The sequence below is a fragment of the Paenibacillus sp. FSL K6-1230 genome (assembly GCF_038002385.1).
In the GTDB taxonomy this organism is placed as follows: Bacteria; Bacillota; Bacilli; order Paenibacillales; family Paenibacillaceae; genus Paenibacillus; species Paenibacillus massiliensis.
Map to the genome: position 1 here is coordinate 2947022 of NZ_JBBOCK010000001.1, position 15364 is coordinate 2962385.

Consider the following 15364-nt stretch of genomic DNA (forward strand, 5'->3'; position numbering starts at 1 on the left):
CTATTGCGATGGGGGCAACTGAAGTACCCGATGCGTAAAGGCATTTAATCAAGAAGGGAAAAAGGAGTGACGCCAATGGCTACCTGGAATCTTGAAGGGACTCGCTGTCATTTGTTCATTTGCAACGGGGCAAGCTGTATGCGAGCCAGAGCAGATGAAGTAACAGACGCGATTAGGGCGGAGATTGTAAGACAGGGGGCCGAGCAGATGATGCATACAACTCGCACTCGCTGCAATGGTCGCTGTAATGATGCTTGTGTAGTAATCGCCTACCCGGAGGGAGTCTGGTATAGAGAGGTTACGCCAGAGATCGGACAAGAGCTGGTGCAGCAGCACTTGTCCGGTAGTTATTTCGGTAGTCATGCAGTCTATATCTACAGTGAAGGGTTGGCTGCAACAGGCGCCGGGCTCCAAGGTGTGAACAAAGTGCAATCAACGGTTACTCCGCACAATGCCCAAGGTACACCTCAGGAAACCACTGATTCATGAAATGTGTCGTTCCTGAATTTCATCCTCTTTATAAAATTGATCTTTACAGAACAGCAAAAATTCAATACACTGTTAATTAGTAATTTTTACGATAAATATTATTATTAGAAATTTAGGAGCGGATTATGAATCACGAAGCCGGAGTAAAGACAAATGATCATACGATATCACAGATTGGAGTACATAATCGAAGGAGGCGCTTTGGCATTAGAAGTGGAGCCAAGTGTGCCATAGTTCTGGCAAACGTACTTGCACTTCTATTTTTAAATGCTTGTGCAAATACGTCCTCTGTAGAGACAGCTAGCGACCAGAAGAAGCATATTAGCTTCCTGTATAACTTCTCGACACGTTCGTTGGACCCGCATGTAGATTCCAGTTATGTCCCGCTTCGGGCAGGTATTACGGAGACGTTGGTCAAGCTGGATGAAGAACAACTGACGGTGGTACCGTGGCTAGCAGAGTCCTGGGAGGGTAAAGACGGGAAGCACTGGACGCTTCACCTGCGCGAGAACGTGACCTTCCACAATGGAAAGAAGATGGATGCAGAAGCAGTTAAGGCTTCAATTGAGCGAGCAGTCAAGGAGAGCATTGCAATTAGAAATGCACTCAAGATTGATAAGATCGAGGCTGAGGGAAGTACACTACAGATCACAACCACTCAGCAGTTCCCCGAATTTATATCGGAGCTTGTCAATCCGAATGTATCCGTGATTGATGTTAGTGAGCAGGATTTTGTGAACAAGCCAGTGGGCACGGGACCATTCCGGTTAGTCTCCTTCGCCCCAGGTAGCAAGCTGGAACTGGAGCGATATGAGGATTACTGGGATGGGGCTGCCAAGCTGGATTCTGTTACTTTTGCCTTCAATGAGGATGCCAACGCGCGTTCTCTGGCACTGGAGTCCGGTCAGGTGGACATCGTGTACCGTCCAGAAGTAGAGAGTCTAGAGTCCTTGCGCGCTAAGCCCGGAATGAAGGTGGAATCAACAGCCACGTTCCGTGTTCACCAGATGACAATGAACATGGAGCGTGAGGCGATGAAGGATATTCATGTTCGACGCGCTGTGGATGCGCTGATTAACCGGGAAGAGATTGTGAATACGATTCTGCTGGGATATGGAGAAGCAGCCCAAGGGCCTTTTCTGCCATCACTTCCATTTGCCCCAACGTATGATAACCATCCAACAGGACAGTCTGTAGCGGTGGCGGAGTTGGCAGAAGCTGGCTACTCACAGCAGAACGGTATCATGCAAAAGAACGGTGTACCGCTTCGTCTCGTGTTGCTCACCTATAGCTCTAGAGCAGATCTGCCACTGATTGCTCAGGTATTTCAATCTGACGCCAAGCGAATCGGAATTGAGGTGGAGATCAGACAGATTGATACACCGGAGGAGTATATGGCCTCCAACCGTGATTGGGATCTTGCAACCTATAGTAATCTGACGGCTCCTCGCGGGGATGCAGGATATTATCTGAATGCTACCTATCATCCAACAGGAGCCCTGAACTTCAGTGGGGCAGAGGAGCCTGAGTTGACAGAGTTCATTGATCAGTTGAATACGACCGTGGACACGCAAGAACGAGCCAAGCTCGCCGAACGGGCAGCCAGCTATGTGCATGAGCATGTCATCAATTCCTTTGTGCTGCATCCTGCAACGATTGTGGCGTACAACGAACAAAAGGTAAAAAACTGGGTAACCAGTCGCAGTGAATATTATATGATTACGAATCAGTTGGATGTGAACTAACCAAATGCTACAAATTATCGCCCGCAAGCTGCTGGAAGTAGCCTTGTTTTTACTCCTGATTACATTCATCGGCTTCCTGTTCCTGCGTCTGGCTCCAGGCGATCCGGTGCTTACCATTCTCAACGTAGACGAGTTGTCGGTAAGCCAAGAGCAGATCGAACAAGTAAGGGAAGAGCTTGGCTTCAATGAACCGCTGCTGCTGCAGTATGGGGATTGGCTCTCACGTATGCTTCGTCTGGATTTCGGACCGTCTTATGCGACAGGACAGCCGGTCATGGAAATGATCCTCAGTGCGCTTCCTGCTACCATGGAGCTGGCGATCGGATCTCTCCTGGTGATGCTCATTATTTCTTTGCCGCTCGGGTCGTTGTCTGCGTTGTACCGTGATCGCTGGATTGACCAGCTCAGTCGTCTGCTATCTATTGTAGGTGCAGCGGTGCCGAGTTTCTGGCTGGGTCTCATCTTGATTGATTTCTTCGGAGTACGTCTAAGTTGGCTTCCCACGATGGGCAGGAACGGCCTTGAATCACTGGTGCTGCCTTCTCTGACACTCGGACTTGCGATCTCTGGTGTATATGTGAGGCTACTTCGGTCCAGCCTGCTGGATGCGCTGGGTCAGGAATTCATTCGTGCTGCCCGTTCCAGGGGATTATCCGAGTGGAGGATATTCTGGGCACATGCCTTTAGACACTCTTTGCCACCAGTCATTACAGTGTTCGGTATCAGTCTCGGGAGCCTGATTGGCGGAATTGTCGTTGTCGAGGTACTGTTCGCCTATCCAGGGATCGGCAAGCTTGTCGTGGATTCCATTCGACAACGGGACTATCCGATGATTCAGGGCTATATTCTCGTAATGGCGATAATCGTCTTCTTGGTAAATACAGCAGTGGATATCTCCTACAGATACCTTAATCCAGAGATAAGATGGAAGGAGAGGGAACAGAACGGATGAAGGTCTTAAGCAACAATTCAGGGCGAAGCTTCCGCAGAAAGTGGCCGCTTCTTCTTCTCTCTCTCTTTACAGTTGTCGTGCTCATGTCCATTATTCATGCATTATTCTTTCTTCGTCATGACCCGACGCTTACGGATCTTGGCAATCGGCTGCAAGGCATGAGCCTGCAGCATCCGCTGGGAACGGATCATCTGGGTAGAGATGTGTTCACAAGACTGCTGCTCGGCGGACAACAGACGCTGGGCTACAGCTTTTTGGCGCTGTTTGCTGCCCTTGTCGTCGGGATTCCAGTAGGCCTGTTATCCGGCTATTTTGGCGGATGGATCGACCGTATATTCATGCGATTGGCAGACGGCTTTCTGGCATTTCCGGATATGATTGTGGCTATCATTCTGGCTGGTCTGTTAGGTCCTGGGATGGAGAGCCTGATCCTCGCTATTGTGATGGTGAAATGGGTCAGCTATGCTCGAGTGGTTCGCAGCATCGTCATGGCCGAATCGCGCAAGGATTATATCCTCATTGCCCGCACGAATGGATTGCCACCACATGCCATCATACGCAAGCATTTGCTGCCGCATATCATTGGACAGGTACTCGTACTGGCCAGTCTGGATCTGGGCAAGGTCATCCTGCTGATTTCAGCTTTCTCCTATATAGGTCTTGGCGTGCAGCCGCCTATACCAGAGTGGGGAGGTATGCTTAACGACTCCAGGCCATATTTCCAATCAACGCCTGGGCTGATGTTATATCCAGGGCTGGCTATTGTAATTGTAGTGCTGTGCACGAATTGGCTCGGCGACTGGCTTCGAGACCGCTATGACGTTAGAAAAACTGCAGAACAGGAATAACATACATCCCAAGCCAAAGGAGGTATTTCAATTGCTATCATTCCAAGAGGTCACCGTACAGAGTAGCTCGCGAATGCTGCTGCATAAGGTGTCACTGACGATTCGTCCAGGGGAGTGGTATGCACTGGTCGGTCAGAGTGGTAGCGGGAAAAGTCTGCTGTCCCAAGCCGCTGGTCAACTGCTGCCTCCCACACTGCATGCAGAAGGAAAGATTCTACTGGATGATCAGGAACTGCTGTCTATGTCCCTGAAAAGCCTGCAGCACATCCGAGGCCGCAGATTGGCTTACATTTTTCAGGATTATCAAGGCTCCTTCACACCATTTCGCACCATTGGGCAGCACTTTATGGAGTACATACGAACTCATGACAAGGTGACAACAACGGAATGCCGCAGGCGGACTGAAGAAGCGCTAGCCTCGGTTGGGCTGGAGGCTGACATGGCGCAGCGGTATCCATTTCAATTAAGTGGTGGACAATTGCAGCGTATCTCGATTGCGCTGGCCTTATTGTTTTCCCCAGATGTGCTGATTGCGGACGAGGTGACGACGGCCCTGGATAGCATGACAGGTCATCGCATTCTTGAGCTGTTGCGGCAGCGGCAGCAGGTGACAGGCTGTGCCATTCTGTTCATCACTCATGATTGGCGGCTTGTCAGACGTTATGCCGACCGGATTGCGGTGATGCTGGATGGCACAATCGTAGAATCCGGGCGGAGAGAGCAGATGCTGAGCCATCCACGTCATGAATATACAAAGCAGCTTATCGCTGCTGCCCCCATGTTGGGAGCGCCTGTGGTCCCTGTTCCAGAAGCACAGGAGGTGGCACGATGACAGACATCTTGCTGTCTGTAGAAGAATTAAGCAAAAGGTATGCCAGTGGCAAGCTCGCAATCGACGCTGTATCTTTCGGATTGAGCCGGGGGGAATGTCTCGGACTGGTCGGGGAAAGTGGCTGTGGCAAGAGTACACTCGCCCGTTGCCTGATGCGTATTGAGCCTGTTACGGAAGGAACAATCCGCTTTCGTGGAAAAGCGATTGAGCGCTTATCTGAACGAGAGCTGCGTCCTTATCGCAAAAATATGCAAATGGTGCTGCAGAACCCAAGCGCAGCGTTGAATCCGAGGCTGCGAATCCGAGAGTCTCTGCTTGATCCCTATGAGCAATACCAGCATGAGCTGGAGCTGTCTCATTTTGCATGCACCTCTCGTAAGGCTTTCATTCATGAGCTGATGGAAGCAGTAGAGCTGCCTGCCTCATTGGCTGATCGTTATCCGCATGAGCTGAGCGGTGGTCAGCGTCAACGGGTGACGATCGCAAGAGCAATCAGTATTGAGCCTGACCTGATCGTGCTGGACGAGCCAACAGCTAGTCTGGACGTACTCTCGCAGGGAGCTGTGCTCAAGTTATTGCAGGAGCTACAGGAAGCATTAGGCTTATCGTATTTGTTCATTTCGCATGATCTTGCAGCCGTTCACCAGCTGAGCCATCGCATTATGGTTATGCATGAAGGACAGCTGGTGGATCAATTCGAGCGGGAGCAGTTGTTTTACGAGGGAAGACACGAGTATACCAAGTCATTGATTTCTATTTATTAAGTACGGCCTATTCACGATACAAACATCAAAGTAGAAGAACTCCGAACCAGTAACATGGGCTCGGAGTCTTTTTCATGTATTTGCGCGGTAGGATTGAGATGCTCTCCGATTACGTGTACTCCTACTGTCCAAGTAGCCAGGAGTATGTGTCATTAAGGCTTAGGGCGGCAGAACCGCGGAGCGAAGCCTATTAGCGCATCAGCCTTAGCCTTAGTTCAAGTCTGAATGTGCCTCAAGCTATTATTTCTCCATGACTGCAAAATAATTGCCCTCGTCATCTGCAAAGTTAAAAACTTTGCCAGTGGGCATTTCGACCATTTCTCCAACGGTGACTCCCTGAGTGGACAGGCTACTATAGAGCTCCTCCAGATTGTCGGAATAGAACATGAGGGAAGGAGTGCCCAAATGCAATTCTGGGGACATCTTGGCTACAAGCGCTTTGTTATGAAGCACAATGCTGGTGCCTGAGTCTGACGGAGCAACCTCGATCCATCTCATCTCACCCATTTGTTCCTCTGATACTACATTGAAACCCAGCTTGGTTGTCCAGAATTGTACGGCTTGATCCTGATTATTCACATACAACATAATTTGACCTAGCTTGTGAATCATGGATTCCATCACTCCCGTTAAAATGATCTGCAGTTCTGGTCTGTGCTAACAATAGCTTCTGCATGCTTGTTCTAGTATAAGTATAGCAAGTTGCAAGGAACATGCCAGTCAAGCATCAGACGTTTTCATTTAGCTTGTCCTCCTCGTGATTATATCATGTAATCTTCACTAATAGCATTTCATAGCCTGATATCGCAGAGCAGTCCTGATGGCGGAAGGTGCTAGATATATTTTCAGATGAATTATTGTTGACAACGTCCACATTATCTATCTAAACTATTAGTTGACTAAGTCCACAAAAAGAACGGAGGGGATCATCATCGACGCTGGTCAGATCAGCAGGGACATGATCGCAGACATCAGACGCTTCAACCGCTATTACACCAATACGCTTGGAGTCATGGACAGACACATTCTGGGCACAGGACATTCCTGGGCAGAGGCACGGGTCATTATTGAGATTGGCATTCAAGGTGAGTGTATTGCGAACAGCCTTGTCGATGCGCTCACGATTGATCGAAGCTATATGAGCCGGATCGTCACCAAGCTGTGCAAGCTTGGATATCTCATCAAGCAAAATTCTGATGCTGATAGTCGCGTGAGTCTGTTGAGATTGTCACCGAAGGGATTAGATCTCTATCACGAACTGAACGAGCGATCCGACGAACAGATCCTGCTCCTGATGCGCGGATTAAGTGATGAAGATATTAGAGAGATACATGCCTCCATAATGAAAATACAGGAGAAGCTGGATAAGAGGGAGAAGTGAGCATACGATGATTAGATTTGAGTGTGACTATACAGAGGGAGCACATGAGCGTATTATGACACGTCTTGTAGAGACGAACGGGGAGCAGACGAGTGGCTACGGGACAGATGAGCACTGTGCATTGGCAAGGAGCTACATACGTCAGGCCTGTGAGCGTGAGGAGGCAGATGTTCATTTCCTGGTGGGGGGAACACAGACGAATTTAACGGTCATTTCCTCCATTCTACGTCCTCATCAGGGAGTCATTGCTGCCGCTTCGGGCCACATCGCGGTTCACGAGACGGGTGCCATTGAAGCGACTGGGCATAAGGTGCTTACGTTGCCGAGCGATGATGGAAAGATAACGGCAGAGCAGGTGCGGGAGCTGTATGAGGCACATGCTAATGATGCGACTGCTGAGCATTGCGTACAACCAGGAATGGTCTACATCTCACAGCCATCCGAGAATGGGACCGTCTACAGCAAGGCTGAGCTGGAGGCTCTGTATCAAGTGTGTCGTGAGCATGCGCTTCCGCTATTTATTGATGGTGCACGTCTCGGTTATGCGCTGGCTGCCCGTGATTGCGATATGACGCTTGCCGATCTGGCTCGTCTTTGTGATGTCTTCTACATTGGTGGCACCAAGATAGGCGCGCTGCTGGGCGAAGCTGTCGTCATCCTGAAAGAAGAATTGAAGCGCGATTTCCGGTACCTCATCAAGCAAAAAGGCGGACTACTTGCCAAGGGAAGGCTACTCGGCATCCAGTTCGAGACGCTGTTCGAGGACGGATTGTACCTAGATATTTCTAGACACGCTGTGGAGATGGCCATGATGATCCAGGATGCGCTCAAGGCGGAGGGCATCGCCTTCCGTTATGCCTCTCCAACGAATCAGCAATTCCCGATTCTGCCTAACCATCTGCTGGACTCCTTGCGGGATCGATACAGCTTCTCATTCTGGGAGAAGGTCAATGAGACGCATAGTGCTGTGCGCTTCTGCACGAGCTGGGCAACGAGACAAGAGCATGTCGAGCAACTGATCCGGGATATTCGGCAGTATACACAGAGTCTCGCAGGCTAAATGGACATAAATCGTGTTAAAATGGACCTTACAGCCGCAAAGTTAACGGTCAACATCTACCGTTAACTTTGCGGCTGTTGGCGTTCCATTTCCACCGCTGGAGAGTGTGTGAAGGAATTTTATGGAGGATGACACGGCCCAATCATTGTATACTGTTGAAGATAGACAGCTTCAGGAAGTGAGGAAGACATTCATGTATAGTATAGCCATCTGTGATGATGAAGAAAGACAAAGGGAGCGGGTCAAGACCATGCTAGTGGGCCTGTCTGTCAAGTCGGGCGTGGAGTTCGCAATTGAGGAGTTCAGCTCGGGGGAGCAGCTCCTGGAGCGCTATCAACAGCGAGATGCCTCATTCCATATTCTCATTCTGGATATTGAAATGTCAGGACTGAGTGGGATAGATACAGCTCGGGCCATTCGGGAGCTCGGGAGACGCGATGAGCAGATCGTATTCCTGACGAGCTATGCTGAATACATGCTGGAGAGCTTCGACGTTGTGACCTTTCAATATATTCTCAAGCCAGTCGAGACAGAGGTCTTTGAAGAGAAAATGCTTAAGCTGTGCCACTATCTTCAGAGAATGGATCATCGGCTTCTGGTCATCAAGTCCGCATCCGAGGAGCTGGTGCTGAAGCATGACGACATCATCTCCATTGAAGCCGTGGCGAGCCTGACGATCAAAGGCCAGCTGCAATTTGTCACCACGGAAGATAGCCATGAGAGCAGAGGATTGATATCCAATTATGCAGCTGCTCTAAAAGAGCATCATTTTCTGCAGATCCATCGGTCCATTATCATTAATCTGTCCCATGTCAGGAAATTCACAAGCGGAAGAGTGCTGATGACAAATGGAGCAGAGCTTCCGATCGGCAGATCCAAGCTCAAGGAAGTCAAGGATGCCTACACCAAATTCATGGTTATGAGTATGGATGTATGAACGGATACTACCTGCTGCTTCATCTGTGTGTTGCACTTGTCATGTGTTTCCAGCTAAATCTGTATTATGACTCGGTTTTCGGAAAAGCTGCGCGTAAGCCGACCAGATTCATCTATTGTGCTATATTTGTGCTGCTCGACATGCTGTATCTGCAAATTGATCTGCCGTCTATTGTCGCTTCCCTGATGGCTTTAATTGTTATATTTAGTCTGTCCGGGGCATACCGTGTCGAGATGAAGCTAAAAGTTCTGTTCTCCATCCTGTATAGTGTCCTTATCACGCTTGTGCATATGGGTACACTTTATGTTCTGTATCCAGCGATGGATATGAAGTACTCCAGCTATCCTGATTTTCAGGGGCAATATGTACTGTTAACTAGTGGAATTACGTTGCTGCTGAGCTGCATTATCATGTTTGCAGTCATTGGGATAATACGCTGGATGGCGAGGCGCCGGAGCCTGCCACTACACAATCGCTACTATTTGTTATTTTTGAGCGTACCGTTAATCAGTATCTTTCAGGTTAATGTCCTATCCTCCAACAGCGAGAAAAATGTATATTATCTGATATCCGTATGTGGGCTCTTGTTCCTGAACGTCATGATTGTGTACCTGTTCGATAATATTATCGAGAAGTTCCAGTTGCTCCATGAGAACGACCAGCTACAACAGCAGATGGATTATCAGGATGCGAACTATGAGAAGACTGTTCATAGCTTCAAGAATATCAAGCGAATTATCCATGATACGAATCAACACTTTTTGTATATAGAGGAATGTCTGAAACGCAATCAGCCAGCGGAGGCTCAGGCGCATATTCGTACTACTTTACATAAAATTGAGGATGCCTATCAGCGTGTGAACACTGGCAATCTCGTTATTGATGCATTAGTCACGAATACCCTCCAGATTGGGCAAGCGAACGGGATCCGGATCGATACCAGGCTTCATCTTCATGAGCATGAACTGCCCATTGAACGTTATGATCTGTGTGTCGTGCTCGGTAATATGCTGGATAATGCCATTGAGGCATCCAAACGTATCCGATTAGCAGAGGATCGCCACATGGTGATCAAAATTCATTCGACTACGTCGGCCTTGATGATCCACATCCGCAATCAAATGGAGCAACCAGCGCCTGACCTGATTAGTCAAAAGCCCGATACAGAATTCCATGGGATTGGCCTGACGAACATCGCGCGTATTTGTGAGCATTACGGTGGGAATATGACAATCGAGAGTGAACAGAGAACCTTTAATAATATGGTTTTTATTCCATTTCCATAGTTGTAATACAAAAAAATCCCTGGACAGGATGCTGTTCAGGGATTCTTTACGTCATTTCAAGGTTAAATTTGTTCCAGGCTTAGTACTCTGACATATGATGGATGCATGTAAAAAGCATAGATCAGAAAAGGAGGAGTAAGGATGAAGAAATTCGGTTTGGCACTGATGGCAATCCTGTTATTCACCATGCCCGTAGGCCCTGTAATTACCGCTCAGGAGAGCAATGATCGCATACAAAAGGTGGCCCGCGACCTGGCAGAGGAGCTCATTGCGAACTATGGTGTGCAAGGTGTACAGTATGCCATTATGGATCATGGCTCGAATACACTATCAGAAGGGTTCGGTAAAGGGGCAGAGGGTGAACTGGTGAAGATTGAACCGGACACGATGTTTGGCATCGGCTCTGTCAGCAAAATGTACGTCTCTGCTGCAACCATGATGCTCGTGGATTCGGGTCAGATCCAATTGGATGAACCGCTCACCACCTACATTCCAGAGTTCAGTATGGCAGATGAACGCTACAAGCGCATCACTCCACGGATGCTGCTTAATCATTCATCCGGTCTGCATGGCATGCATTACAAAAATTCAATATTGTTCGATGATACGGATACGTATGCACATGACAAGCTACTGACACAACTGAAAACAGAAGATCTAAAATCCGATCCTGGTGAATTCTCGGTCTACAGCAATGATTCATTTCAGCTGCTGGAAATTATGGTGGAGCGGGTAAGTGGTATGAGTTATACACAATTCCTGGATACTCACATTAGTAAGCCGCTTAACTTGAGTGCTACCAAAACACCGCTGAATGCTTTCGATCGGGAACGACTGGCGAGAACAGGTCTCCCCGGTGTGGATGAAGAACTTCCCATTGAGAGCACGAATGTACTCGGTACCGGCGGCCTATACTCTACGGCCGAGGAGCTAACGAAATTCGCTGAAGTGCTGATCGGAAATAGACCCGATATACTATCCAAGCAGGCGGCAGCTGCGATGCAATATCCAGAGTATCGCAGAGGAGCATGGGTAAGCGAGGAACGTAACACTTTTAACTATGGTCTTGGCTGGGATGCTGTGCGGCTTGCGCCATTCAGTGATTACGGTATTACGGCGCTATCCAAGGGTGGAGATACCGTTCTGTACCATTCCGTATTGATTACATTGCCTGAGGAGCAGCTGTCGATGGCTGTTGTTACCTCAGGAGGATCATCTTTTTATAACAATATATTCGCTTCCAGTGTCTTGATGGAGGTGCTGAAGGAGAAAGGAAAGATCAAGGTCGAGGAAGAGGCCACAATCACTAGTGCTGATAACGCGAATCTCGCAGCGCCTGTGAAAGAAGCCATGCCTGCTGAAATGTCTTCACACTCCGGGTTGTACGGAACAATGGGAACGACGCTGGAAATTCTCGTAAAGGATGGGGAGGTTACGTTGCCAGCCTTGATGGACGGATTAATCCCTGCAGCGACCTATGTCTATACAGGAGAGAAGCAATTCACGAGCCCTGATGGCAAAGTCAGTATCAGCTTCGAGCGCGCCAGCAATGGCAACGAGTATTTGCAAGTGAACGGAACATTGGATTTTGGTGCGATCGGCCAGACGGTCATGTCCTATTTTGAGGCGCAAAAGCTGCCGTCCAATCCAGTGAATACTTCGGATCAGAGCGTATGGAATGAGCGTAACGGTAAGACCTATTATGTGCTGGACGAGAAGATCAACTCTGTATTTTTCCTGAGTCCAGAAATTACTACCCAGAAGCTGATTGTTGCTGACGGTTATGCTAATGGCACCAAGATTGTGGATGCGAATCAGGCACTGAATATCCTCGAGATTCCGGTCATGATAGGCAGAGATACGTATCACCTTCGCTTCTCACAGCAGGGCCAGACGGAATATATGGACATGAGGGGGCATCGTTACATCCGTGAAGATGCCATAGATACATTGAAATCTGATGGTGCGTCGACAGTGACGATTCCGGCTTCTGGATATGCACAGTGGTTCAAGCTGGGCGATGCAACAGCAGGTCGCGTCCTGACAGTTAATGCAGCACAAGGCGGAGACTTTGTTGTCTATGATGAGCAGGGACTTATGCTTCATTCCTCCGTCATCAGTGACCATCCTACAGTTCAGCTTCCTGCCAAAGGAATGATTGTGTTTGGCGGGAATCCAGGTAGCACATTTGAGATTGAGCTGAAAGACAAATGAGTACGCAATTTTCATACATGCGCATTGGTTGACATTGGTTCGCCGTTTCACTTATACTGTCTGTAATCTTATACACGATATGCGTTGAAAGAGCCCAGTAGCTGCTTGATCCCTGTTCCAGAAAGCCGGGGGTAGATGAGACCCGGTACACATGAAGCACGCGAATTACACTCTGGAGTATCCCGGTTAACCCTGGGCGGACGCTGCGAACGTTAACTCGCAGAAGAGTGGTATCCTGGACCATGCGGTAAGCTAGACCACCGTCATGTGCTGGATGCAATCAGGGTGGTAACACGGTTATATAATCGTCCCTATGTCTGTAATAGACGTAGGGACGATTTTTTTGTCTTTCAACAAATGCTGCAAGCTGTGTACATCAGCAGCAACTCTCTCGGGCTGTTAGGACAATATGCCTTACACCAGCGAGGGGACTCGTTATAAGTGAACGTGACAATTTGAAGGAGTGGATGAGGTCATGAATATTATTGATGAACTTGAATGGCGCGATGCCATCAACCAGCAGACGGATGCAGAAGGGCTAAGAGCCCTGGCGAATGAGAAAGCCGTCTCCGTATATTGTGGAATAGACCCGACTGGCGACAGTATGCATATTGGTCACTTGATTCCGTTCATGGTACTCAAGCGCTTCCAGCTTGCAGGCCATCGTCCTGTTATTCTGATCGGCGGCGCGACAGGTACAATCGGGGACCCGAGTGGTCGTCAGACAGAGCGCTCTCTGCAGACCTTGGAGCAGGTCCAGGCTAACGTCGACGCTCTCACGGCACAGATGAAGAAGCTGTTCGTGACGGAAGGCGACAACCAGATCCGTCTGGTGAACAACTATGATTGGACGCACAAGATCAATGTGATTGAATTCCTGCGAGACTACGGCAAGAATTTCAGCATCAACACGATGCTGGCCAAGGATGTCGTGTCCAGCCGACTGGATAGCGGTATTTCCTTCACGGAATTCTCGTACCAGATTCTGCAATCGCTGGACTACCTGCATCTGTTCAGAAATGAGGATGTACAGCTGCAGATTGGTGGATCGGACCAGTGGGGAAATATTACGAGTGGTCTGGATTTCATCCGTAAGAAAGAAGGAGCCGAAGCCAAGGCATTCGGCCTGACGATCCCGCTGATGCTGAAGGCAGATGGTACGAAGTTCGGCAAAACAGCTGGTGGAGCAGTATGGCTTGATCCGAAGAAGACGACACCATATGAATTCTACCAATTTTGGGCGAACTCAGATGATCGGGATGTCGTCAAATACCTGAAGTACTTCACCTTCCTGGAGAAGGAGCAGATTGATGAGCTGGCGCAGAAGGTCGAGACGGAGCCACATAAGCGCGAGGCGCAGAAGATGCTGGCTGAGGAAATGACTCGCTTCGTGCATGGAGAAGAGATGCTGGAGCAAGCCAAGCGAATTACGGCTGCATTGTTCAGCGGTGATATTCGGTCCCTGACAGCGGATGAAATTGAACAGGGCTTCAAGGAAATGCCTACCTATGAGGTGTCCAAAGACGCTAAGAATATCGTTGACTGGCTGGTGGACCTTGGCATCGAGCCTTCCAAACGCCAGGCACGTGAGGACATTACCAAGGGAGCGATCTCCATTAATGGCGAACGGGTAAATGATATTGCCGTGGAGATTACAGCCGAGCAAGCGATCGGTGGCCGCTTCATTATCGTGCGTAAAGGCAAGAAGAGCTACAGTTTGGTAAAGCTGGGCTAATTCTGGTGAAGCTAGGCTAATCAATGAAACTTTGAAGAGCTTGAGAATTCAGAAGTTCGAAAGTTCGAAAGCTGAAAAAGATCGAGAAGCCGAGTACGTGTGAAGTAAGATCATATAAAATGCATTCCAGAATTGAATAGTAGAAGGACTGAGAGCAGTGATCTGACTTTCAGTCCTTTTTGCTTATTGGTCTCTTTGTCACGTGATGCCCATAACGTCTTTCCTGTTAGCCATGAATCACTAGCATATCTGTGTTCTATCATCACTCATAATAGAGTAATCGCTTGGCATAGGCATTGCGGAAGTCGGTAGGTGTCAGGCCGACGATCTTCTTGAAATACTTCATGAAGTGATGTGCATCTTTATACCCCAGTTGAGCTGCTATTTCGCCGATATTATTGTTGGTATCCGTAAGCAGGAACTTGGCAGCCTCCATCTTCTGCTGCAAAATGTACTGCTTAAGTGAGACTCCTCCCATGGTGGTGAACAGATGTGACAAGTATTTCTCGTTGTAGCCGAAATGCTGGGCGATCTGGGACACCTTCATATTTTCGTGCCAATTCCACTTGATGTAGTCGAGAATATCATTGTACAGCTGTGTCTGCTTGGACCCGTCTGCCACAGGGGCCTGCTGCAGCAGCTGATTGTAAAGGGAACAAAGAATCACCGTAGACATATAGTTGCTTAGGGTCTGCTCGTTGTAGCTTCTTATGGAATCCTGCAGCTGCTTCATCATGACGATCAGTCTCTCAGGGTCTCTGAGAGTGCCATGCTGCGGAAGTGTAATGGTAGCCTCTTTTCTGGAGGAAAGGGAGTGCAAGGGCTGATCTGTTCGGATCATGCCATGATTCGGTGAGAAGTGTAGCCAGTAAAAGCTGCAATCTGAAGGCTTGAAGCCTCGCTGGCGCATATACGGTGGCATGAACAAATACTCCCCACGCTCGACAGCGAACCGCTCCTCATTGAGCTCCAGATACAGACAGCCCTGAGTCATGATAATCAGTTCATAATCGGTGAGATCACGCTCCATATGCTGCCAAGCTGCGGTGGGAGCAGAGAATTTCCCCGTCATTGTCATGTGCACCGGAGATTGAATATTGACCTCGTAGCTGTACATCTGC

14 protein-coding genes and 1 other annotated feature are annotated in these 15364 nt (G+C 48.8%); of the genes, 12 read left to right on the plus strand and 2 right to left on the minus strand.

The window, feature by feature from the left end; genetic code table 11:
• Positions 1 to 75 precede the first annotated feature (75 nt).
• From MKX74_RS12765 to MKX74_RS12790, 6 genes are all read left to right on the plus strand, one after another.
• Positions 76 to 489, plus strand: a complete 414-nt coding sequence (locus MKX74_RS12765) for a (2Fe-2S) ferredoxin domain-containing protein (protein WP_341178622.1) — start codon at positions 76 to 78, stop codon at positions 487 to 489.
• A gap of 125 nt (positions 490 to 614) precedes the next feature.
• On the plus strand, positions 615 to 2234 hold the full coding sequence (gene nikA / locus MKX74_RS12770; protein WP_341178623.1) for a nickel ABC transporter substrate-binding protein: 1620 nt from the start codon (positions 615 to 617) through the stop codon (positions 2232 to 2234).
• Positions 2235 to 2238: 4 nt separating this feature from the next.
• Positions 2239 to 3186, plus strand: coding sequence for a nickel ABC transporter permease (gene nikB, locus MKX74_RS12775; protein ID WP_341178624.1), 948 nt, complete (start codon positions 2239 to 2241; stop codon positions 3184 to 3186).
• On the plus strand, positions 3183 to 4034 hold the full coding sequence (nikC, locus tag MKX74_RS12780; protein WP_341178625.1) for a nickel transporter permease: 852 nt from the start codon (positions 3183 to 3185) through the stop codon (positions 4032 to 4034). The genes nikB and nikC overlap by 4 nt, the downstream gene beginning before the upstream one ends.
• 31 nt (positions 4035 to 4065) lie before the next feature.
• The gene (locus MKX74_RS12785; protein ID WP_025681005.1) at positions 4066 to 4866 is read left to right on the plus strand and encodes an ABC transporter ATP-binding protein; all 801 of its coding nucleotides are present in this window, start codon (positions 4066 to 4068) and stop codon (positions 4864 to 4866) included.
• The gene (locus MKX74_RS12790) at positions 4863 to 5630 is read left to right on the plus strand and encodes an ATP-binding cassette domain-containing protein (protein WP_025681004.1); all 768 of its coding nucleotides are present in this window, start codon (positions 4863 to 4865) and stop codon (positions 5628 to 5630) included. The genes MKX74_RS12785 and MKX74_RS12790 overlap by 4 nt, the downstream gene beginning before the upstream one ends.
• A gap of 240 nt (positions 5631 to 5870) precedes the next feature.
• Here MKX74_RS12790 and MKX74_RS12795 read toward each other — a convergent pair whose 3' ends face one another.
• Entirely contained in the window at positions 5871 to 6242 is a 372-nt protein-coding gene (locus tag MKX74_RS12795) for a VOC family protein (RefSeq protein WP_341178626.1), read from the minus strand.
• A gap of 346 nt (positions 6243 to 6588) precedes the next feature.
• On the opposite strand from MKX74_RS12795, the gene MKX74_RS12800 reads away from it, so the two are divergent.
• The 6 genes from MKX74_RS12800 (at position 6589) to tyrS (ending at position 14243) form a co-directional block, all read left to right on the plus strand.
• Positions 6589 to 7011 (plus strand): MarR family winged helix-turn-helix transcriptional regulator, encoded by a 423-nt coding sequence (locus tag MKX74_RS12800; RefSeq protein WP_341180572.1) that lies wholly within the window; start codon positions 6589 to 6591, stop codon positions 7009 to 7011.
• A 7-nt stretch (positions 7012 to 7018) separates the two neighbouring features.
• Complete coding sequence (locus tag MKX74_RS12805) at positions 7019 to 8071, plus strand: threonine aldolase family protein (protein WP_025681001.1); 1053 nt, start codon at positions 7019 to 7021, stop codon at positions 8069 to 8071.
• Between the two features lie 193 nt (positions 8072 to 8264).
• Positions 8265 to 9008, plus strand: coding sequence for a LytR/AlgR family response regulator transcription factor (locus MKX74_RS12810; protein WP_341178627.1), 744 nt, complete (start codon positions 8265 to 8267; stop codon positions 9006 to 9008).
• On the plus strand, positions 9005 to 10294 hold the full coding sequence (locus MKX74_RS12815) for a GHKL domain-containing protein (RefSeq protein WP_341178628.1): 1290 nt from the start codon (positions 9005 to 9007) through the stop codon (positions 10292 to 10294). The genes MKX74_RS12810 and MKX74_RS12815 overlap by 4 nt, the downstream gene beginning before the upstream one ends.
• Positions 10295 to 10435: 141 nt before the next feature.
• Positions 10436 to 12508, plus strand: coding sequence for a serine hydrolase domain-containing protein (locus MKX74_RS12820; RefSeq protein WP_341178629.1), 2073 nt, complete (start codon positions 10436 to 10438; stop codon positions 12506 to 12508).
• Positions 12509 to 12583: 75 nt separating this feature from the next.
• Positions 12584 to 12824, plus strand: a binding site (T-box leader).
• 159 nt (positions 12825 to 12983) lie between these two features.
• Complete coding sequence (gene tyrS / locus MKX74_RS12825) at positions 12984 to 14243, plus strand: tyrosine--tRNA ligase (RefSeq protein WP_341178630.1); 1260 nt, start codon at positions 12984 to 12986, stop codon at positions 14241 to 14243.
• Between the two features lie 262 nt (positions 14244 to 14505).
• Here tyrS and MKX74_RS12830 read toward each other — a convergent pair whose 3' ends face one another.
• Positions 14506 to 15360: a helix-turn-helix transcriptional regulator gene (locus MKX74_RS12830; protein ID WP_025680988.1), complete on the minus strand. Its 855-nt coding sequence runs from the start codon at positions 15358 to 15360 to the stop codon at positions 14506 to 14508.
• Between the last annotated feature and the right edge of the window lie 4 nt (positions 15361 to 15364).

Excerpts from the sequence above, each read along its gene's own strand:
- MKX74_RS12765 (WP_341178622.1), top strand. The coding sequence starts at position 76 with ATGGCTACCTGGAATCTTGAAGGGACTCGCTGTCATTTGTTCATTTGC.
- nikA (WP_341178623.1), top strand. The coding sequence starts at position 615 with ATGAATCACGAAGCCGGAGTAAAGACAAATGATCATACGATATCACAG.
- nikB (WP_341178624.1), top strand. The coding sequence starts at position 2,239 with ATGCTACAAATTATCGCCCGCAAGCTGCTGGAAGTAGCCTTGTTTTTA.
- nikC (WP_341178625.1), top strand. The coding sequence starts at position 3,183 with ATGAAGGTCTTAAGCAACAATTCAGGGCGAAGCTTCCGCAGAAAGTGG.
- MKX74_RS12790 (WP_025681004.1), top strand. The coding sequence starts at position 4,863 with ATGACAGACATCTTGCTGTCTGTAGAAGAATTAAGCAAAAGGTATGCC.
- MKX74_RS12795 (WP_341178626.1), bottom strand. The coding sequence starts at position 6,242 with ATGATTCACAAGCTAGGTCAAATTATGTTGTATGTGAATAATCAGGAT.
- MKX74_RS12800 (WP_341180572.1), top strand. The coding sequence starts at position 6,589 with ATGATCGCAGACATCAGACGCTTCAACCGCTATTACACCAATACGCTT.
- MKX74_RS12805 (WP_025681001.1), top strand. The coding sequence starts at position 7,019 with ATGATTAGATTTGAGTGTGACTATACAGAGGGAGCACATGAGCGTATT.
- MKX74_RS12810 (WP_341178627.1), top strand. The coding sequence starts at position 8,265 with ATGTATAGTATAGCCATCTGTGATGATGAAGAAAGACAAAGGGAGCGG.
- MKX74_RS12815 (WP_341178628.1), top strand. The coding sequence starts at position 9,005 with ATGAACGGATACTACCTGCTGCTTCATCTGTGTGTTGCACTTGTCATG.
- MKX74_RS12820 (WP_341178629.1), top strand. The coding sequence starts at position 10,436 with ATGAAGAAATTCGGTTTGGCACTGATGGCAATCCTGTTATTCACCATG.
- tyrS (WP_341178630.1), top strand. The coding sequence starts at position 12,984 with ATGAATATTATTGATGAACTTGAATGGCGCGATGCCATCAACCAGCAG.
- MKX74_RS12830 (WP_025680988.1), bottom strand. The coding sequence starts at position 15,360 with ATGTACAGCTACGAGGTCAATATTCAATCTCCGGTGCACATGACAATG.